The sequence below is a fragment of the Nocardioides sp. P5_E3 genome (assembly GCF_054049275.1).
Genome location: NZ_JBFUMR010000033.1, coordinates 18,313 through 38,293, shown reverse-complemented (window position 1 = coordinate 38,293; position 19,981 = coordinate 18,313). Strand labels below are relative to the sequence as shown.

The following is a 19,981-nucleotide window of genomic DNA, read 5'->3' as shown; positions in this document are numbered from 1 at the left end:
GTCGGTCGAGCGCCGGAAAAGAAATCTTGTCCGGATGTATCACGCAGGGGTGTGCGCGTACCTGTGCTGTCATGGGGACAATGGTCACCATGTCAGAGGACCGAAGGGCTGAGGGGCAGTCCGACCAGTCACCGTGGGACATGGCAAGTGGGGCGTTCGTCGCCTGGCGTTCGGGGGACGCCGCAGCGATGGACGAGCTGGTTGCCACGATGACACCGGTCCTGTGGCACGTGGTGCGGGCATACGGGCACGACCGCCAGAACGCCGAGGACGTGATCCAGGCGACCTGGCTCGGTTTCGTACGCCTCCACCGGACCATCGAGGACCCGCAGGCGGTCGCGTCCTGGTTGATCACCTCAGCCAGGCGCGGCGCAGCCGCCCATGCCAGGGCCGCGCGACGTGCGACCCCGGTGCAGGACGAGACGCTGCACGCCGCACTCCCGGACGCGGAGTCGGCCGAGGCGCTCGCGATGCTCGACGACGAGGCGTCACGGTTGTGGGGGGCCGTGGCGACCGTCGACGAGCGCTGCCGCAAGCTGCTGAGAGTCGTGGCCTTCATGGACCGCCCCGACTACCAGTCGATCAGCCAGGACCTCGACATGCCGGTCGGGAGCATCGGACCCACCCGGGCCCGGTGTCTGGCGAAGGTCCGGACCGCTCTGATGAAAGGAGGCGAGCGATGACTGATGGGGACGCCGCTCTCCTCGAGGAACTGCGTGACATGTGGATGACCTACGACCCGCCGCCGCCCGGCCTCGTCGCGACGATGATCGCTGCCGTCGCTGCCGCCGACCTCGATGCGGAGTGGGAGATGCTCACCCTCGTCCGCGACTCGCGCGACGAGCCCGCTGCCCAGGTGAGGGGACTCGCCACGTCGCGCATCCTCTACTTCACCGCAGCCGAGGGCTGGTCGCTCGACGCCGAGCTCGACGACGGCCAGGTCCGCGGACAGCTGCTCGACTTCGAGGGTGACATGGGGTCCGTCGAGGTCGTGGTCGAGACCTCCGACGGGCATAGTTGGACCACCGCGCTCGACGAGGTGGGGTTCTTCGCCCTCGCCGCCGAGCCCACCGGGTCGGTGCGCTTCACGGTGCGCGACGCCGCGCGGTCGGCGACCAGTCGCTGGATCGAGCTCTGAGACGCCGGCCCTGCCCCGCCCTCAGGGGTGCGGGTAGGGCTGGCGCAGTTCCTGGTGGGGCCCGATCGTCGGGTCGGAGTCGGTCCTGGCGCGGCTCAGCACGGCGTCGCGCGCGTCCGGCGCCGACGCGCCCGTCTCGCTGATCTCGCGGGCGATGAGCGCCGCCACGACCGGCGCTGAGAACGACGTGCCGCTCCACCGCGCCATGCCGGTGCTGAACACCCGGATGTCGCCCTTGTCCGGCGTCTCGTTGCACTCGAACGTGCCGTCGGGGAACGCGTTGACCAGGTTGCGCCCCAGCGCGTAGACGTCGGCGGACACCCCGAAGTTGGAGAAGCTCGAGACGCGCCCGTCCCGGTCGAGCGAGCCGACGCCGACGCACCAGTCGAAGGCGGCGGGCCAGAAGGGGGCAGCCCAGGAGTCGTTGCCGGCGGCCGCGACGAGCACGCAGTCGCGCCCCTCGAGGTGCCGGCGGTGGAACTTCCGCAGGGCGATCGAGGGCCGGTCGCGGCGGGTCCGGCAGCCTGCCGAGAGGTTGATGACCTGCGGGTCGTGCCGCAGCGCCTGCTCGAGCTGCACGACGAGGTCGGACTCGAGGATCCCGCCCCCACCGACGCCGCCGATGGCGAAACCCTCGACGTAGATCCTCGTCTCCGGAGCCACGCACCGCACGACACCGGCGATGAAGGTGCCGTGGCCGGCGTACGGTCGCAGGTCGGGGCCGTTGAGCTCGTCGTCGCCCTTCACGCCCTTGAGCCACGGCGTCCGGGGGTCGGTCGCGGCGGGCGGGTGCCAACCCGTGTCGACGACGACGACGCTGACCTCTCCGCCCTTGCCCCCGGTCTTGTCCGCCTGCGGCGGCCACGGCTCGGTGAGCCCGGTCTCCTGGGGCTCGATCGCGGGGCACATGGCTCCTCCGCCGCCACCCGGGGACACGTGCACCCAGTGGTCGGGCGAGGCGGCCCCGGGACGCAGGCCGTTGTCCTCGAGGAAGTCGAGCACCTCGGGCACCGACTGACCGTCACGGCGCTCGGGCAGCACGTAGCGCACCACGTCGCCGCCGAGCAGCTCGACGTCGTCACGGCGCGGCTCGCCCGTGAGGATCCGGTCGCCGAGCTGCGCCACGAGGCCCTCGAACGCCTCGACGTCGTCGCCGTCCACGAGGACCCGGTCCGGGTGGAAGACGAAGGTGAAGTCGGCGGGGGCCAAGGTGTCCCAGGCCACCTCGCCCTCGTTGGCCTTCTGGAAGGCGCGGATCTGGTCGGTGGAGCGTCGTCGTCGGTCGTCGCCGATCTTCCAGTCACCTGACATGGTCCGACGCTAGCGGCGACCGGGTCTCGGGCCGAGGGGTTTGGCTGAGTTTTCTCTGGTCGTCCGCGAGGATGAGCGGGTGGAACGCGACGAGGCGGAGGAGCTGCTCCGCAACCTCTTCGTCGATCCCGGGGCGGCGCGTGTTCGTGCCGAGACGGTCCTGGTGCCGGACCCTGATCCGGCGCTGTCCTCCATCGGGCACCAGGTCGTGGGCATCGTCATCCGTGACCTCGGAGACATGGACGGGGCACTGCGGGAGTTGCGGACGGCCCTGCGCCTGGCGCGGCGGTCCGGTGAACCGGCCCGCGCGGCCGACGTGATGGCGACCCTGGGCATCTCCCTGTGCGTCGTCGGTCGCATGCATGACGGTCTGCGGCACCTGGACGAGGCGTCGACCATGCTCGACGGCGTACCCCTCGCGCGCGTGCTCCACCGACGCGCCTACGTCCTCGGGCACCTCCTGGCCCGCTTCGAGGAGAGTGCCGCGGACCTGCGGAGGGCCCGCGAGCTGTTCTCCGGCTCGGGGGACCAGGTGTGGGAGGCCCGCGTGCTCAACCTGCAGGCACTGGTCGACGTCAAGCTGGGCGAGGTCGAGTCAGCGGCCGAGGCGTTCGCGCGATTCGGCGAGATCTCGGCCTCCCTCGGCGACCTGTCCGGTGTCGCCGTCGCCGATCACAACACCGGGTGGCTGGCCTTCCTTCGCGGCGACCTGCCGCGCGCGCTCGAGCAGTACGCCGCAGCGGCCGCGTTCTTCGACTCGCGGGGCACGACGAACGTCGACCTCGTCCTCGACCAGGTGGCTGCCTACCTGTCCGGGGGGCTCGCCCAGGACGCCCTCGCCGTCGTCGAGTCCGCTCTCGTCGCCCGACCGCTGCAGCCGCGCGAGGAGGCTGACCTCCTGGTGGCGGTTGCCGGTGCGGCCCTGGCCGCGGACGACTGGGACCGTGCCGTGTCGGCTGCCGACGAGGGCTCGTCGCTGCTGCGCGCACAGTCCCGGCACGTCCATCGGCTGGAGGCCGACCTCCTCTCGATCACCGCCCGGGACCGCGCCGGTGAGCCACCCGCCCCGCTCATGCGACGGGCCGAGCGCGTCGTCACGGGGATGCGCGAGGCTCGTGCGCCCCAGCTGCCGCAGGCTCTCCTCGTCGGTGCAGGTCTGGCGAGCCGGGTCCGGTCGGCTCGTGCGGCCGGACTCGCGTCCGACTGGCTCGCCGAGGCGGCGTCCTACCGCCGCGCGACCACCGGTTCCGAGCGGGCGCTCGGCTGGCTGGCGCAGGCCAGGGAGCGCGAGCTGGCAGGTGACTCGGGGGGTGTGCTGCGCGCCTGTGAGCTCGGCCTGCGTGCGCTCGACGAGCACCGCGCCACCCTCGGCAGCCAGGAGCTCCGGGCTGGGTCTGCCGGCCATGGAGCGGCCCTGGCCGAGCTCGGCACCCGGACCGCGATGGCCGGCGGTGATGCGCGACAGCTCCTGAGGTGGTCCGAACGGTGGCGCGCCACGGCCCTCTCCACGCCCCTCGGCAGCGCACGCCACGACGCGAGGACCGCTGCCGACCTGGCGGCCCTCCGGGCCCAGCGCCAACGCCTCGACGACGCCCGCTCCGAAGGAGCGCCCACCGACGCGCTCGAGGCGCGTGCGACCCGACTCGAGCAGACGGTGCGCCGCCGCCTGTTGCAGGAGCGAGGATCCGGAGAGGCTGCCGCGGCCCTCGACGTCAGGTCGCTCCTCGAGGCGCTCACCGAGGACGACACGGTCCTCGTCGAGCTGGCCGAGCTCGACGGCGTCCTGCACGCACTGGTGGCGGGTCGCGGCCGCGTACGCCACCGGGTGGTCGGCGATGCAGCGGCTGCTGCCGCTGCCGTGGACTTCTCGTTGTTCACCCTGCGCCAGGCCGCTCGCGGGCGCCGGGCCCAGCTCGAGGTGGCCGGCGCCCGGCTCGAGCGCGCGTTGCTCGGGGGCGCGCTGGACGGCGTGGGGGAGCAGCGCGTCGTGGTCTGCGCGCCTGCGGCGTTGCAGGGCGTCCCGTGGGGCATGCTCCCGTCGCTGGCGCACCGACCCGTGACCGGTACGCCGTCGGCGCGGCTCTGGCTGCGGGCCCGGACGTCCGCCCCGGCGGACGACCGTCGGGTGATGCTCGTCGGGCCGGGGCTCGGCAGCGGTGGCGCCGAGGTGCCTGCGGTGGCCGCCCAGGACCCGCGGGCAGAGGTGCTCGACGGCGAGGCGGCGACCGTCTCGGCTGCCCTCGCGGCCCTCGACGGGGTGGCGCTGGCGCACATCGCCGCCCACGGTCGCTTCCGTGAGGACAGCCCGCTCTTCTCCTCGCTCACCCTCGCCGACGGACCCCTGCTCGTGCACGACCTCCAGGGCCTGGGGCGGCCGCCCCACCGGGTCGTGCTGTCGGCCTGCGAGTCCGGCGTCATGCAGCCCGTCGGCGACCAGGAGCTCCTCGGACTGGCAGCCGCGCTGCTGTCCATGGGCACCGCCGGCGTGGTCTCGAGCCTCGCCGAGGTCGACGACGCCGCGACCGTCGACGTGATGGTCGCGCTCCACGCCCGGCTCCGGCAGGGGGGCGGGCTCGGCGACGCGATGCTCGCTGCCCGCGAGGCTGCGGCGGGTGACTCCGTGCTGGCCGCCACCGCCGCGTCGTTCACCGTGCTGGGCATCTGACTGCGTGCCGCCGCAGGGTGGCGGCACATCGCACCCGGAGGGAACCGTTGGCTGCGATCTGCCGCCACCCTCTGTGACTGGTGCCTGCAGGGTGGCGGCACATCGCACGTCGAGGGGTACGCCGGCTGCGATCTGCCGCCACCCTCCGACGGACCGCAGCGAACACACGGCGGCGCTCAGCCGAGTCAGGGAGGCGTGACCTTCACGGGGTCGGTGGCGTTCTCACACTCCGCCAGCGTGCAGCGTACGGTCGCCGACTTCCGCGTGCCGTTGACCTCGAGCAGCACCGTGCCGGGGGACTCCCACTGCCAGCCGCTGAACCACCCCGTCGTCCAGGTGGCGAGTCGCTTCCCGCGGAGGGTGCGCAGGGTGATCCTGCCCGGGCCCACGCCGTCGGTGAGGATGTGGAAGGTCAGCAGCTGCGTGCCGTCCGGCGAGATGGCGGCGACGCGCTCCTTGCAGGACCGCCACACCGTCGTGCCCGGGTCGCTCAACCGCACGAGACGCGTGCACCCGCCGATGTAGGGGTCGTTGGTGGAGGTGGCGAGCAGGTCGTGCTCGATGCTGACGGCGCCGGAGGCGTCGCGCGTCACGGTCCGCACGCGGTCCGGCCCGACGCGCCAGAGCACGGTGCGTCGCATCGTCTGCACCACGACCCTGCGGTCGTCGGCCGTGACGGCCTGGGGCCAGCCGTCGAAGACCCGGCTGCGGACCTCGGAGCCGTCGGTCGCCGACCGCACCGTCACCGCCGCCCGGCGGTAGCCGGAGTCCGCGGTCGTCACCAGCCGCGAGCCGTCCTCGCTGAGCAGCGCCCAGCGGGACTCGAAACCGACGAAGATCGTGCGCACGGTCCCGTCGGGCTCGACCCGCACGATGCGGGCCCGCCGCTGCTCGCCGACCCGGTTGTTCGTCCACGTCGCGGCGATCCACGCGGCCCCCGACGCGCCGAGGACGTCTCCGTCGGTGCCCGGCAGCTCGATGCGGCGCTCCCCGTCGACGAAGACACCGTCCTCGAGGTGGGGGACAGCGATGTCCGCGCCACGTGCCAGCGCCTGCGGCTGCAGGTCGACGGTGGGCGCTGCCGCCCGCGCGGCGGGCAGACCGATCGCGGCGCTGACGGCGAGCGCGGTGAGGGCGCTGGCGAGTACGGGCCGCAGCGCGGCCCCGAGGACGGTGGTGGAGCGCGGCATGGTGGTTACCCCCGGAAAGGACGTGGTCTCATCGGGGAGACGCCGTCGGGGCCGTCGGGGTTGCCTCCGCCCACTCGGCAATCTGGTTCGCGGCCGCCACGGGCCCACCCCTATCGTTGCGCCCATGACTGGCCGCCTCCTCCGCATGTCGACCCTGTTCGTGCGCACGCTCCGTGACGACCCGAACGACGCCGAGGTGCCGAGCCACAGGCTGCTCGTCCGCGCCGGCTACATCCGCCGTGCCGCGCCCGGCATCTACACCTGGCTGCCGCTGGGGCTGCGGGTCCTGCGCAGGATCGAGGCCATCATCCGTGACGAGATGGACGAGATGGGCGCCCAGGAGCTGTCGTTCCCCGCGCTGCTGCCCAAGGAGCCCTACGACGCGACCCACCGGTGGACCGACTACGGCCCCAACATCTTCCGGCTCAAGGACCGCAAGGGCGGCGACTACCTCCTCGGACCCACGCACGAGGAGATGTTCACCCTCGTGGTGAAGGACCTCTACTCCTCCTACAAGGACCTGCCGCTCTCGATCTACCAGATCCAGAACAAGTACCGCGACGAGGCACGTCCCCGCGCGGGCCTGCTGCGCGGGCGCGAGTTCGTGATGAAGGACTCCTACTCCTTCGACATCGACGACGCCGGCCTGGCGGCGTCCTACCAGCTGCACCGTGACGCCTACATCCGGATCTTCGACCGGCTCGGGTTCGAGTACGTCATCGTCAAGGCGACCTCCGGCGCGATGGGCGGCTCGGCGAGCGAGGAGTTCCTCGCCAAGGCGGAGGTCGGCGAGGACACCTACGTCCGCTGCACCCACTGCGACTACGCCGCCAACGTCGAGGCCGTCGCCGTGCCCGCGCCGCCTGCGGTGTCGTACGACGACGCGCCCGCCGCGCACGCCGAGGACACCCCCGACACCCCCACCATCGACACCCTCGTCGCCCACCTCAACGAGGCCTACCCGCGAGACGACCGTCCCTGGGCGGCCGGCGACACGCTCAAGAACGTGATGGTCGTGCTCAAGCACCCCGACGGCACCCGCGAACCCCTCGCGATCGGCGTGCCCGGCGACCGCGACGTCGACCAGAAGCGCCTCGAGGGCCAGCTCGAGCCGATCGAGGTCGAGCCCATGGACGAGGCCGAGCTCGCCAGGCACCCGGCGCTGGTGAAGGGCTACATCGGTCCCGAGGCGCTGGGGGAGGAGTCGAAGTCCGGCATCCGGTTCCTCGTCGACCCGCGCGTCGTCGAGGGCACCCGCTGGGTCACCGGCGCCAACGTCCCCGGCTCCCACGTCATCGACCTCGTCGTCGGCCGCGACTTCACGCCCGACGGCACGATCGAGGCCGCCGACGTGCGCGACGGCGACGCCTGCCCCAACTGCGCCGAGGGCACGCTCGAGTCCGCGCGCGGCATCGAGATGGGCCACATCTTCCAGCTCGGACGCTCGTACGCCGAAGCGCTCGGGCTCAAGGTGCTCGACGAGAACGGCAAGCTCGTCACCGTCACCATGGGCTCCTACGGCATCGGTCCGTCCCGTGCCGTGGCCGCGATCGCCGAGGGCACGCTGGACGACATGGGCCTGTGCTGGCCGCGCAACGTCGCCCCCGCCGACGTCCACGTGGTGGCCGCCGGCAAGGACGAGGCGATCTTCTCCGCCGCCGAGGTGCTCGCCCAGGGCCTGAAGGGCGCCGGCGTCGAGGTGCTCCTCGACGACCGCGCCGGCAAGGTCAGCCCCGGCGTGAAGTTCAAGGACGCCGAGCTCATCGGCGTGCCGACGATCGTCACCGTCGGCCGTGGCCTGGCCGACGGCAACGTCGAGGTCCGCGACCGCCGCACCGGCGAGCGCGAGGACGTCCCGGTCGCCTCCGCCGTCGCCCGCATCACCGAGATCGTCCGCAGCTGACGCGCATGGCTCATGCGCGGATCGAGGCGGTCATCTTCGACTGGGGCGGCACCCTGACCCGCTGGCACGACGTGGACTTCCACGCCGAGTCGATGGCGCTCGCCCAGGCCGTACGACGTACGCCGTCGCCGGACGACGACCACCACGCCCACGCCGAGCGCCTGCACCGCGCCGGCGACGTCATCTGGGGACGCAGCCGCGACCACCAGCAGAGCGCCACCATCGCCGACCTCTTCACCGAGGGGGGCCTCGACCACGACCCCGACCTGCTCGCGGCCTACTACGAGTTCTGGGAGCCGCACACGCTCACCGACCCCGAGGTGCGGCCGATGTGGGAGGAGCTGCGCTCGGCGGGGGTGAAGGTCGGCGTGCTGTCCAACACCATCTGGCCGCGGGAGTGGCACGTCGGCTTCTTCGAGCGCGACGGGGTCTACGACCTCGTGGACGGCGACGTCTACACCAGCGAGATCCCCTGGACGAAGCCCTCGCCGCTCGCCTTCGGAGCGGCGATGGACGCGGTGGGCGTGAGCGACCCGGGTGCCTGCGTCTACGTGGGGGACCGGCTCTTCGACGACGTGTGGGGCGCTCACAACGCGGGGATGCGGGCGATCCACGTCCCGCTGTCGTCGATCCCCGCCAACCAGGTCGGCCACACCGAGGGCGAGCCGGACGCCACGATCACGTCCCTCCGCGAGGTCCCGGACGTCGTACGCCGGCTCGACGCCTCCTGAGGCGGGGCGGCCGCGACGTCCTGAGCGTGGCACTTCTGCAACTTCGTGCGTTGCAGGAACATGCAAGTTGATCCGGCTTTCGCATCTGGCGGATCGAATGCATGATTGTGCATGTCGCTCCACCACCCCCACAGGTTGGGCGACACAGGGTGATGCTGACCAACCCCATGGCGGTCCGCGTCCTCGGCTTTTGGGAGAGATCTCGGGACTTTCCCAAAGGCTGAGGCCGCGGGCCGCTTTCCCTGTGTCAGGGCACGGTGCGCCCACGGAGGACGAGCCGTTCAGGCCTGGTCGAGCTCGGGAGCTCCCGGCCACGTCTCGGCGGTCTGGCCGAGCTGGAGGCGCCACACCGCCGACCACGTCGCCTCGGTGAGCGCCCACTCGCGCACGGATGCCGTCGACTGCGCGACCAGCGCGAGCAGCACCTCGACGCTCGCGGCCTCGAGGTCCGCCGCGGCACGCTCGATCTGCGGCGGACGGAGCAGCGAGCCGTCGAGGTCGTACGCCACCTCGGCGGCCACGGGTTCGCCGCCGGCGTCGCGCACCATGAGCTGCAGCTGGTCGCGACGGGCGCGGTGGCGGCGGTAGCCGGACGTCAGGGTCTCGAAGAGCACGGGGGAGGTGGCCTGCGACGTCCGCGCGCCGAGGACGCCGTAGGTGTAGAGCGCGGCGTGCTCGTCGGCGAGGGTCGCCTGGAGGGCGTCGAGGACGGTCACGACGCCTCCTGCCCGGCCGCGGGGTCGGCGAGCGCCGCACCGTGCTGTGCGGTGGACGCGGCCATGCTGGCCAGCACGCGCGCCAGGTCGCCGCTGGCGGCGTCGACGCACCCACGGCGCACCTCGCGCAGCAGCCGCTGCTCCGAGCGACGCACCGCCGTCAGCGCCCCTGCCCGGTCGGCGGGGACGCGGGGCGGCGCCGGGGTCGGGACGTCCGCGTCGGCGACCGCTCCCTCGAGCACCTCGAGGTGAGCGGCGTGCGCGGTCGCCACGGGCTCCAGGAGGGGCGTCAGGTCGGGGACCGAGAGTGTCGCGGCCTCCACCACCGACCGGGCCCGGACCAGTGCCGCGACGACCGCGGTCACGAGCTCGGAGTCCTCCGGCGGAGGCGGCGCCGCGTCGGCGGACCCGTTGTCGCGAGACGGCGGATCGATGTCGCAGGCGGTCGCGACCAGGGGAGCGACGAGTGCCACGCCCACCGCCGTACGACGGGTCAGCGAGCGTCCGGGCACCCCCGAACCCTAGCCGCCCCGTGGTCCGGTCCGGACCGGCCACGGGTGTTTGTGGCGGCCCGGGTCGGGGCGGCTATCGTGGTCCCCGGACAACTACACAAGGAGGTCGCAACCCGATGAGCACCCCCCACCAGGACGCCACCCGGGACCGCATCGAGGCGGAGCTGGTCGACCCCTTGCAAGCGATGGACCTCGACGTCGAGGCCGTCGAGGTCACCCCCGCGGGCAAGCGCCGCGTCCTCCGCGTCGCCGTCGACAAGGACGGCGGGGTCACCCTCGACGACGTCGCCGACGCGACACGCGAGGTGTCGCGGGTGCTCGACGAGTCCGACGTGATGGGGGAGATGCCCTACACGCTGGAGGTCACCTCCCGCGGCGTCGACCGTCCCCTGACGCTGCCGCGCCACTGGCGCCGCAACGAGGACCGCCTCGTCAAGGCCACCCTCGCTGACGGGTCGAGCCTGACCGGCCGCATCCTGACGTCGTCGGAGGAGTCGGCGACCATCGACGTGTCCGGGGAGCAGCACGAGGTCGCCTACGCCGACGTGGCCAAGGCGCTCGTGCAGATCGAGTTCAACCGCAAGACCGAGAAGGCCGAGAAGAAGGACGACTGATGGACATCGACCTGAGCATCCTGCGCATGCTGGAGCGGGAGAAGGAGATCTCCTTCGAGGTGCTGGCCGAGGCCATCGAGCAGGCCCTGCTCACCGCCTACCAGCGCGCCACCGAGTCCTCGCACCCCGCGCGCGTCGAGCTGGACCGCAAGTCCGGTCACGTCACCGTCTGGGCGCGCGAGATCGACGAGGACGGCACGGCCGGTGCGGAGTACGACGACACGCCCCAGGGCTTCGGCCGGATCGCCGCGACGACCGCCAAGCAGGTCATGCTCCAGCGGCTGCGCGACGCCGAGGACGAGATCAAGTTCGGGGAGTTCGCCGGCAAGGAGGGCGACATCATCTCCGGGATCATCCAGCAGGGGCGCAACCCCGACGACGTGATGGTCGACCTCGGCAAGATCGAGGCCATCCTGCCGGTCAGCGAGCGCGTACCGGGGGAGAAGTACGTCCACGGCGAGCGCATCAAGTGCCTGGTCACGTCGGTCCGCAAGGGCATGCGCGGCCCCCAGATCACGCTCTCCCGGTCCCACCCCACCCTGGTCAAGAAGCTCTTCGCGCTCGAGGTGCCCGAGATCGCCGACGGCACCGTGGAGGTCGCCGCCATCGCCCGCGAGGCCGGCCACCGCACCAAGATCGCGGTGCACTCGACCGTCCCCGGCGTCAACGCCAAGGGCGCCTGCATCGGTCCCATGGGCCAGCGCGTGCGCAACGTGATGAGCGAGCTGCACGGCGAGAAGATCGACATCGTCGACTGGGCCGAGGACCCGGCCGAGCTCGTCGGGCACGCGCTCTCGCCGGCCCGGGTCACCTCGGTGGAGATCGTCGACCTGGCCGCACGCTCGTGCCGGGTGGTCGTGCCCGACTTCCAGCTCTCCCTGGCCATCGGCAAGGAGGGGCAGAACGCGCGTCTCGCCGCCCGGCTCACCGGTTGGCGCATCGACATCCGCTCGGATGAGGCTCCCGCGCCGGAGTAGCCCGGCCCCCGCGAACGCCCAGTTCGTAAACCACTGGTCACACCGGCTAGAGTGGAGGTCAGTGGCCACCACGACTGACACCCCTGCGCCCGGACCTGTCCGGACCTGTGTGGGTTGTCGCGCGAAGGCCGCTGCGAGCGAGTTGCTGCGTGTGGTTGCAGGCTCGGACGCCGAGGGCCGACCAGCCCTGGTGCCCGATCCGGACCGCCGGTCACCCGGCCGCGGGGCGCACGTCCACCCCACGCCCGAGTGTTGGCAGCTCGCGGTGCGACGCCGAGCGTTTCCCCGGGCCCTCCGCTCGGGCGAGGGGCTCAGCACAGCGCCGGTGGCCGACCACCTCGCCGAGATCCACCAGTCCGATTCACCGCAGCACCGAACAGAAACTGGAGCACGCAGCTCATGAGCACTCGATGAGTAACTCGTAATGAGTGTGCACACCCACTAGCTGTTCCGTTTCCCCTCTCCTTCTGGGGTCACGGACCAGAAGGAGACAGAAACAACCGTGGCAAAGACCCGAGTCCACGAACTCGCCAAGGAGTTCGGAGTCGAGAGCAAGTTCGTTCTCGAGAAGCTCAAGGAGATGGGGGAGTTCGTCAAGTCGGCATCGTCGACTGTCGAGCCGCCCGTCGAGATGCGCTTCAAGAAGCAGTACGGCGACGAGCTGAAGGCCGCAGCGGCCGCAGCCCCCGCCGAGACTGCGGCGGCCGACAAGCCGGCCGCCAAGAAGGCCGCGCCCAAGCCCGGCCCCAAGCCCGCACAGGCCCCTGCAGCCACCGAGACCCCCGAGGTCGTCGAGGTCGCTGAGGCCCCCGTGGCTCCCGAGGCCCCGGCCGAGGCGCCTGCCGAGACCGCGGCCCCGGCCGCCGAGCCAGCCGCAGAGCCGGCAGCGCCTGCTGCCCGGCCCGGCCCGAAGCCCGGTCCCAAGGCACCGGCCGCCGAGCCCAAGGCCCCGCCGGCCGAGCCCGAGGCACCTGCTGCCCCGGCAGCGAAGGCCCCGAGCCCCGCACCTCGCCCGGTCGGTCGTCCCGGCGCCCCGCGCCCGGGCAACAACCCGTTCGCCCCGAGCCAGGGCATGGGCCAGCGCCCCGCCCCGCGCACCGGTGGCGACGACAGCCGTCCGCCCCGTCCGCCGGCCGGCGGCGAGGGCCGTCCCGGCATGCCGCGCCCCAACCCGGCGATGATGCCGAAGTCCCCTGCGGCCTTCGGCAACGGTCCGGGCGGTCGTCCGGCTCGTGGCGGTCCCGGCGGCGGCCCTGGTGGCGGCCCCGGCCGTCCGGGTGCCCCCAGCCGTGGCGGTGCTCCGGGTCGTCCCGGCGCCGGCGCCCCCGGTGGTGCCCCCGGTCGTCCCGGTGGCTTCGGCCCGTCCGGTGGCGGTCGTCCCGGCGGCGGTCGTCCCGGCCAGCGTGGCCAGACCCAGGGTGCCTTCGGTCGCCCCGGTGGCCCGTCGCGCCGTGGTCGCAAGTCGAAGCGCGCCCGTCGTCAAGAGTTCGAGGCCATGGACGCCCCCACCCTGGGTGGCGTGCGGGTCCGCAAGGGCAACGGCGAGACCGTGCGTCTCCCGCGTGGCGCTTCGCTGACCGACTTCGCCGAGCGCATCAACGTGGACGCCGCTGCCCTCGTGCAGATGCTGTTCTCGCTCGGCGAGATGGTCACCTCGACCCAGTCGGTCGGTGACGAGACGTTCGAGCTGCTCGCCGAGGAGCTCAACTACGTCGTCCAGATCGTCTCTCCCGAGGACGAGGACCGCGAGCTGCTCGAGACGTTTGACCTCGAGTTCGGTGCCGACGAGGGCGACGAGTCCGACCTGGTCATCCGTCCGCCGGTCGTGACCGTCATGGGTCACGTCGACCACGGCAAGACCAAGCTCCTCGACGCGCTGCGTGACGCCAACGTGGTCGACAAGGAGGCCGGCGGCATCACCCAGCACATCGGTGCCTACCAGGTCCACACCGAGGTCGACGGCGACGACCGTCGCATCACCCTCATCGACACCCCGGGCCACGAGGCGTTCACCGCCATGCGTGCCCGTGGTGCCCAGGCCACCGACATCGCGATCCTGGTGGTCGCGGCCGACGACGGCGTCATGCCGCAGACGGTCGAGGCGCTCAACCACGCCAAGGCGGCCAACGTGCCGATCGTGGTGGCGGTCAACAAGATCGACAAGCCGGAGGCCGACTCCACCAAGGTCCGTGGCCAGCTCACCGAGTACGGCCTGATCCCCGAGGAGTACGGCGGCGACGCGATGTTCGTCGACGTCTCGGCCAAGGCCGGGCTCAACCTCGACAAGCTGCTCGAGGCCGTCGTCCTCACCGCCGACGCGTCGCTCGACCTGCGCGCCAACCCCGACCAGGACGCCCAGGGCCTCGTGGTCGAGGCTCACCTCGACCGCGGTCGCGGTCCGGTCGCCACGGTGCTCGTCCAGCGCGGAACCCTCCGCGTGGGCGACTCGATCGTGGCCGGTCCGGCGCACGGTCGTGTGCGCGCCATGCTCGACGAGCACGGCCAGGAGATCACCGAGGCCGACCCGTCGCGTCCGGCGATGGTGCTGGGTCTCTCGGCGGTGCCGGGTGCGGGCCAGAACTTCATCGTGGTCGAGGACGACCGCATGGCCCGCCAGATCGCCGAGAAGCGCGAGGCGCGCGAGCGGGCGGCCATGCAGGCCAAGCGTCGCGTGCGCCGCAGCCTCGAGGACTTCATGGCCTCCATGGAGAAGGGCGAGAGCCAGGAGCTCAACCTCATCCTCAAGGGCGACGTGTCCGGTTCGGTCGAGGCACTCGAGGACGCGCTGTCGCAGATCGACGTGGGCGACGAGGTGTCCCTGCGCGTGATCGACCGCGGTGTCGGTGCGATCACCGAGACCAACGTCGACCTCGCGGCCGCCTCCGACGCCATCATCATCGGCTTCAACGTCCGCCCGCAGGGCAAGGCGAGCCAGATGGCCGACAAGGAAGGTGTCGAGATCCGCTACTACTCGGTCATCTACCAGGCGATCGAGGAGATCGAGGCGGCGCTCAAGGGCATGCTCAAGCCCATCTACGAGGAGTCGACCCTCGGTCAGGCGGAGATCCGCGAGATCTTCCGCTCGTCCAAGGCCGGCAACATCGCGGGCTGCATGGTCACGTCGGGTCTCATCCGACGCAACGCCAAGGTGCGGGTCCTGCGCGACGGAGCGGTGGTGGCCGACAACCTCGACCTGTCCTCGCTGCGCCGCGAGAAGGACGACGCGTCCGAGGTCCGCGAGGGCTTCGAGTGCGGTCTGGTGCTCCGGAACTTCCAGGACATCAAGATCGGCGACATCGTCGAGGCGTTCGAGATGCGCGAGATCGCGCGCACCTGATCACCGAGCGGGCACCTCGTGCCCGTCTGTGTCACCGACCGGGCACTTCCTCGCGCACCAGCGCGAGGAGGTGCCCGGTCAGCACGTCCGGGCGCGAGGAAGTGCCCGGTCACCGAGTAGGAGAGACTGGAGCCATGACCAATCCCCGCGTCCGCAAGATCGCCGACCGGATCCAGGTGATCGTCGCCGAGATGCTCGAGCGTCGGATCAAGGACCCCCGCCTCGGCTTCGTCACCATCACCGACGTCCGCGTCACCGGTGACTCCCAGCAGGCCTCGGTCTTCTACACGGTGCTCGGCGCCGAGGACGAGCTGGCCAGCACCGCCGCCGCCCTCGAGTCGGCCAAGGGCGTGATCCGCTCCGAGGTCGCCAAGCAGCTCGGCATGCGCATCGTGCCGTCGCTGACGTTCATCCCCGACGCCCTGCCCGAGAACGCTCGCGCCCTCGACGAGGTGCTGGCGCGCGCCAAGCAGCAGGACGAGGAGGTCGCCGCCCGTCGCGTCGAGGCGTACGCCGGCGAGGCCGACCCCTACAAGAAGCCCCGCGTTGCCGAGGACGAGCTCGACGACGAGGACGACGACCTCGACGACCTCGACGCCGAGGACGACCGCGCCTGATGGTCGACCCCGGTCTGGTCGTCGTCGACAAGGCCCCGGGCATGACCTCGCACGACGTGGTGGCCCGGGTACGCCGGCTCGCCGGCACCCGCAAGGTCGGCCACGCCGGCACGCTCGACCCGATGGCCACAGGCGTGCTCGTGCTGGGCGTGGACCGCGCCACCCGGCTCCTCGGCCACCTCATGCTCACCGAGAAGGCGTACGACGCCACGGTGCGGCTCGGGGTCTCGACGACCACCGACGACGCCGAGGGTGAGGTCACCGCGTCCACCCCGGCGTCCCACCTGCAGCCGGGTCTGGTCCAGACGGAGCTCGAGGAGCTGGTCGGCGACATCCTCCAGGTCCCGACCGCGGTCTCCGCGATCAAGGTCGACGGCAAGCGGGCCTACCAGCGTGTCCGCGACGGCGAGCAGGTCGAGCTCAAGGCCCGGCCCGTGACGATCCACGAGCTGGTGGTGCACGACCAGCGCGTCGCCGGCGACTGGCTCGACGTCGACATCTCGGTGCGGTGCTCGTCGGGCACCTACATCCGCGCCATCGCGCGCGACGTCGGGGCGGCGCTCGGGGTGGGCGGCCACCTGACCGCGCTGCGGCGTACGGCCGTCGGGTCCTTCGACCTCTCCGTCGCCCGCACCCTCGAGCAGCTGACCGACGACTTCGCGGTCCTGCCGATCGCCGACGCCGCCCGCGCGAGCTTCGCCTCGCTCGACCTCGACGAGGACCAGGCCGGCGACGTGCGGGTCGGTCGTGGGCTCGACCTCACCCTCCCCGGGGACGGCCCCCACGCGGTGTTCGCACCCGACGGGCAGTTCCTCGCGCTCTACGAGCAGCGCGGGCAGCAGGCTCGATCGGTGGCCGTCTTCGTCGGATGACGGGGGCTTGACGGTCGGGGGGCAGGTCTGCCCCTCAGGGGTGGACGTCCCTGGTCTTGACCACCCGGTGGAGCGCTGGCCGGACCCGGTGCGGAGGAGCAGTGTAGGGGGCAGGTCTGGGTCGCAGGATGCGAGCCACTGCCCGAGGGAGGTACGGCATGTCCATCCATCGCATCGCCGCGCTCGGGGCCAGCATCATGGTGCTGACCGCAGGAGCGCTCACTGGTAGCACGGCCGGCGCAGCCGGTCAGGCCGCTCCGTCGGGGAGAGCAGCCGGCATGGTCGCCGTCAGCATCGACCGGGCGGGGGTCATCACGATGCCGACCGCGCTCCCACCCGGCGTCACCACGTTCAAGATCACCACGACCCGCAGGCAGGCGGGGCTCCAGCTGGTCGCCCTCGCTCCCGGCTACACGGTCGAGCAGGCGGCGCTCGACGTCGAGAACGGCCTCGACAAGAACAGGATCAAGGCCCTCAAGCGCTTCGAGGCCAACACCACGCTGTTGGGTGGGGCGAGCGCCTCGAGTGACAAGGCCGGCAAGCTCGCGGTCGACCTCGAGCCCGGCACCTACTACGCCGTCGACTCCAACAAGACCGGCTCGCCGTGGCTGCAGCTGTCCGTGGGCGGTGTCGACACCGGTGCCAGCATGAAGGTGGACGCGACGCTGACGGCGGTCGACAGCACGAAGTGGTCCAAGCGTCCTGCCGCCATCCCGCGCAACGGCTGGCTGAGGTTCAGGAACCGGGCCGACCAGAACCACTTCGTCGTCATGGTGAAGCTGTTGCCCGGCAAGACGCTGGACGACTTCGCCGACTTCCTGGAGAACGAGTCCGGGCCGCCGCCGGTGGACTTCCGGACCGGCATCGACTCGGGGGTGCTCAGCCCGGGCCACGACATGGCGATGAAGTACCGGCTGCCCGCCGGGAGCTACGTCCTGACCTGCTTCTGGCCCGACGCCTCGATGAAGGGCATGCCGCACGCGTTCATGGGCATGTACAGGGTCGTCAAGGTCCGCTGAGGCACACCGCGCAGCACGGACGTGCCCGTCGCCCCGGCCTGGGCGACGGGCACGCCTGCCGCTGCTACTAGGCTCGGCCCGTGCAGATCTGGCGAGACGTCGACGACGTGCCGGCCGACCTCGGCCGCACCGTGGTGAGCATCGGCAACTTCGACGGCGTGCACCTCGGGCACGCCCACGTGCTCCGCGAGGCGCGGGCCAGTGCCGCGCGCCTCGGCATCGACACGGTCGTGGCGGTGACGTTCGACCCGCACCCGATGGCGGTCCTGCGGCCCGAGCACGCCCCGCCGACCCTGACCTCGATCCACACGCGCGCCCGGCTGCTCGAGGGCGCCGGCGTCGACGCGATCCTGGTGATCGGCTTCGACCGCGAGATCGCGTCCTGGTCGCCGCTGGAGTTCATCGACCGGATCCTCGTCGACACGCTGCACGCCGGCGCGGTCGTCGTCGGCTCCAACTTCCGCTTCGGTGCCAAGGCCGCCGGCGAGGTCGCGACGTTGGTCGAGGCCGGGACGTCCCGCGACTTCGAGACCGTCGGCGTGGCGCTCGACGGCGGACCGCAGGTGTGGAGCTCGACCTATGTCCGCCAGTGCCTGGCCACCGGTGACGTCGCCGGGGCTGCGGAGGCGTTGGGCCGACCGTTCACCGTCCGCGGCACCGTCGTCGAGGGCGACAAGCGTGGCCGCGAGATGGGCTACCCGACGGCCAACGTCCCCATCCCGCCCGTCGACGCGGCCCCCGCCGACGGCGTGTACGCCGGCCGGCTGACCCGGCTCGACACGGGGGAGACCTACCCCGCCGCGATCTCGGTCGGCACCAACCCGACCTTCGACGGCGAGCGGGACCGTCGCGTGGAGTCCTACGTCCTCGACCGTGACGACCTCGAGCTCTACGGCGTCGAGGTCGAGGTCGCCTTCGTCGACCGGCTGCGCGGGATGGTCAAGTTCGAGGGCATGGAGGCCCTCATCGAGACCATGCACGACGACGTACGCCGCGCCCGGGACCTCCTGGCGTGACGCGGCACCACACCGGCGTCGAGGCCTGGTTCCTCTCGCACGGCCTGCCCTACTTCGTCGCCGAGGAGCGCGCCGCTGCCCGTGCCGGGCTGCGGCCCCGCCGCCTGGTCACCCTGACGCTCGTCCTCGTCCTGCTCGCCGCCGGCGTGGCGGCACTGGCCTGGGCCACCGACACGTCCTACGCCGTCGGCCCGGCGGTCTGGCTCTCGGCTGCGGGGCTCGCGCTGCTGTGGTACGCCGCGACCGCCCTGCACGCGCGCCCGATCCTGGGGTTCGCCCTCTCACGCACCCTGGGCAGCGTGCGCTTCCTGGTGCCGATGGCCTCGCGCGCACTGCCGCTGCTGCTCGTCTTCGTGACCTTCCTCTTCGTCAACGCCGAGGCGTGGCAGATGACCACGAACCTCCCGTTCGGACTGCTGTGGTTCACGGTCCTGCTGATGTTCGGCCTGGCGGTGCTGTTCCTGCTCGTGCGGCTGCCCGAGGAGGTCGACCGGGTCGACGACGAGGTGGATGACGACTTCGTCGTGCGCGCATGCGCTGGCACGCCGCTGGAACAGGCGAGCCGGGAGGTCGCCGCGGACCCGAGCATCGACCCGCAGGACCATGCGCAGGTCTCCGGCTTCGAGCGCTGGAACCTCATCCTCGTGCTGCTGGTCATCCAGACCGTGCAGGTGCTGCTGCTCTCGGTGACGGTGTTCGTGTTCTTCATGCTGTTCGGCTCGTTGGTGATGGAGACGGAGACCCAGCTGGCCTGGACCGGCGCGGACACCGTCGGCCAGGCTCCGCTGCTGTCCCACGTCTCGCTGTCGCTGGTGAAGGTCTCGCTGTTCCTCGCGTCGTTCAGCGGCTTCTACTTCACGGTCTCTGCCGTCACCGACGACACCTACCGCCGGCAGTTCTTCTCCGTGGTCGAGAGCCAGCTCGCGCGGGCCGTCGGGATGCGCGCGGTCTACCTCGCCACCCGGGAGCGGGACGGCCACGGCGCCTGACCGGCGTGCCGAGCCCGGACACGCGCGTGGGCGGTGCCCCAGCCACCTCTCCGACGTACGGAATGTGGCTGGCGCACCGCCCACGACGGTGAAGCCTGAGGTCAGGCGTCGAGGTCCTGCTCGACCAGCGCGGCGATCGTGTCGACCGCGGCCTGGTCGTCACCGGCGACCTCGACCGTGTCACCGTTGCCGGCGCCCAGGGTCATGATCATCAGCGAGGAGCTCGCGTCGACGCCGTTGATGGTGACGTCCGAGCCGAGCTCGGCGGCCTTCTCGGCGATGATCGCGGCGGGACGGGCGTGGAGGCCGACGGCGGAGCCGACGACGACGGACTTGCTGGGCATGGTTCTCCTCAAGGGTATGGACTGGGGTCG

At 71.9% G+C, this 19,981-nt stretch carries 19 protein-coding genes; 14 read left to right on the top strand and 5 right to left on the bottom strand.

Annotated elements, in window-relative coordinates; all coding sequences use genetic code 11:
* The first annotated feature begins 89 nt into the window (after window positions 1-89).
* Complete coding sequence (locus ACXJKB_RS18800) at window positions 90-683, top strand: RNA polymerase sigma factor (protein ID WP_457191064.1); 594 nt, start codon at window positions 90-92, stop codon at window positions 681-683.
* Window positions 680-1,138: a hypothetical protein gene (locus ACXJKB_RS18795; RefSeq protein ID WP_457191062.1), complete on the top strand. Its 459-nt coding sequence runs from the start codon at window positions 680-682 to the stop codon at window positions 1,136-1,138. The genes ACXJKB_RS18800 and ACXJKB_RS18795 overlap by 4 nt, the downstream gene beginning before the upstream one ends.
* Window positions 1,139-1,159: 21 nt before the next feature.
* Here ACXJKB_RS18795 and ACXJKB_RS18790 read toward each other — a convergent pair whose 3' ends face one another.
* Window positions 1,160-2,449: a S8 family peptidase gene (locus tag ACXJKB_RS18790; RefSeq protein WP_457191060.1), complete on the bottom strand. Its 1,290-nt coding sequence runs from the start codon at window positions 2,447-2,449 to the stop codon at window positions 1,160-1,162.
* Between the two features lie 79 nt (window positions 2,450-2,528).
* Here ACXJKB_RS18790 and ACXJKB_RS18785 point away from each other — a divergent pair, with 79 nt between their 5' ends.
* Entirely contained in the window at window positions 2,529-5,114 is a 2,586-nt protein-coding gene (locus ACXJKB_RS18785) for a CHAT domain-containing protein (protein ID WP_457191058.1), read from the top strand.
* A gap of 185 nt (window positions 5,115-5,299) precedes the next feature.
* On the opposite strand, the gene ACXJKB_RS18780 is transcribed toward ACXJKB_RS18785, so the two are convergent.
* Window positions 5,300-6,304: a hypothetical protein gene (locus ACXJKB_RS18780; protein ID WP_457191056.1), complete on the bottom strand. Its 1,005-nt coding sequence runs from the start codon at window positions 6,302-6,304 to the stop codon at window positions 5,300-5,302.
* 124 nt (window positions 6,305-6,428) lie between these two features.
* Between ACXJKB_RS18780 and ACXJKB_RS18775 the strand changes: the two genes are divergently transcribed.
* Both ACXJKB_RS18775 and ACXJKB_RS18770 read left to right on the top strand, forming a co-directional pair.
* Window positions 6,429-8,207: a proline--tRNA ligase gene (locus tag ACXJKB_RS18775; protein ID WP_457191054.1), complete on the top strand. Its 1,779-nt coding sequence runs from the start codon at window positions 6,429-6,431 to the stop codon at window positions 8,205-8,207.
* A gap of 5 nt (window positions 8,208-8,212) precedes the next feature.
* Window positions 8,213-8,938, top strand: coding sequence for an HAD family hydrolase (locus ACXJKB_RS18770; RefSeq protein WP_457191052.1), 726 nt, complete (start codon window positions 8,213-8,215; stop codon window positions 8,936-8,938).
* Between the two features lie 281 nt (window positions 8,939-9,219).
* On the opposite strand, the gene ACXJKB_RS18765 is transcribed toward ACXJKB_RS18770, so the two are convergent.
* Both ACXJKB_RS18765 and ACXJKB_RS18760 read right to left on the bottom strand, forming a co-directional pair.
* Window positions 9,220-9,654 (bottom strand): ferritin-like domain-containing protein, encoded by a 435-nt coding sequence (locus ACXJKB_RS18765; RefSeq protein WP_457191050.1) that lies wholly within the window; start codon window positions 9,652-9,654, stop codon window positions 9,220-9,222.
* Window positions 9,651-10,166, bottom strand: a complete 516-nt coding sequence (locus tag ACXJKB_RS18760) for a hypothetical protein (protein ID WP_457191048.1) — start codon at window positions 10,164-10,166, stop codon at window positions 9,651-9,653. Before ACXJKB_RS18760 ends, ACXJKB_RS18765 begins: the two co-directional genes overlap by 4 nt.
* A 116-nt stretch (window positions 10,167-10,282) precedes the next feature.
* On the opposite strand from ACXJKB_RS18760, the gene rimP reads away from it, so the two are divergent.
* From rimP to ACXJKB_RS18715, 9 genes are all read left to right on the top strand, one after another.
* On the top strand, window positions 10,283-10,780 hold the full coding sequence (gene rimP / locus ACXJKB_RS18755) for a ribosome maturation factor RimP (protein ID WP_457191046.1): 498 nt from the start codon (window positions 10,283-10,285) through the stop codon (window positions 10,778-10,780).
* Complete coding sequence (gene nusA / locus ACXJKB_RS18750) at window positions 10,780-11,757, top strand: transcription termination factor NusA (RefSeq protein ID WP_300045661.1); 978 nt, start codon at window positions 10,780-10,782, stop codon at window positions 11,755-11,757. Before rimP ends, nusA begins: the two co-directional genes overlap by 1 nt.
* Window positions 11,735-12,160, top strand: a complete 426-nt coding sequence (locus ACXJKB_RS18745; RefSeq protein ID WP_457191043.1) for a YlxR family protein — start codon at window positions 11,735-11,737, stop codon at window positions 12,158-12,160. The genes nusA and ACXJKB_RS18745 overlap by 23 nt, the downstream gene beginning before the upstream one ends.
* A gap of 99 nt (window positions 12,161-12,259) precedes the next feature.
* On the top strand, window positions 12,260-15,094 hold the full coding sequence (gene infB, locus ACXJKB_RS18740) for a translation initiation factor IF-2 (RefSeq protein ID WP_457191042.1): 2,835 nt from the start codon (window positions 12,260-12,262) through the stop codon (window positions 15,092-15,094).
* A 134-nt stretch (window positions 15,095-15,228) separates the two neighbouring features.
* A complete protein-coding gene (rbfA, locus tag ACXJKB_RS18735; protein ID WP_457191040.1) occupies window positions 15,229-15,711 on the top strand; it encodes a 30S ribosome-binding factor RbfA in 483 nt (160 codons plus the stop codon).
* Window positions 15,711-16,583 (top strand): tRNA pseudouridine(55) synthase TruB, encoded by an 873-nt coding sequence (gene truB, locus ACXJKB_RS18730; protein ID WP_457191038.1) that lies wholly within the window; start codon window positions 15,711-15,713, stop codon window positions 16,581-16,583. The genes rbfA and truB overlap by 1 nt, the downstream gene beginning before the upstream one ends.
* Window positions 16,584-16,741: 158 nt before the next feature.
* On the top strand, window positions 16,742-17,602 hold the full coding sequence (locus tag ACXJKB_RS18725; RefSeq protein ID WP_457191036.1) for a hypothetical protein: 861 nt from the start codon (window positions 16,742-16,744) through the stop codon (window positions 17,600-17,602).
* A gap of 80 nt (window positions 17,603-17,682) precedes the next feature.
* Window positions 17,683-18,618 carry a bifunctional riboflavin kinase/FAD synthetase gene (locus ACXJKB_RS18720; RefSeq protein WP_457191034.1) on the top strand — a complete coding sequence of 312 codons (936 nt, stop codon included), beginning with the start codon at window positions 17,683-17,685 and terminating at the stop codon, window positions 18,616-18,618.
* A complete protein-coding gene (locus tag ACXJKB_RS18715) occupies window positions 18,615-19,607 on the top strand; it encodes a hypothetical protein (RefSeq protein ID WP_457191032.1) in 993 nt (330 codons plus the stop codon). The genes ACXJKB_RS18720 and ACXJKB_RS18715 overlap by 4 nt, the downstream gene beginning before the upstream one ends.
* 101 nt (window positions 19,608-19,708) lie before the next feature.
* Here the strand turns inward: ACXJKB_RS18715 and ACXJKB_RS18710 are convergent, their stop codons facing one another.
* Window positions 19,709-19,951: an HPr family phosphocarrier protein gene (locus ACXJKB_RS18710; RefSeq protein ID WP_135840713.1), complete on the bottom strand. Its 243-nt coding sequence runs from the start codon at window positions 19,949-19,951 to the stop codon at window positions 19,709-19,711.
* Between the last annotated feature and the right edge of the window lie 30 nt (window positions 19,952-19,981).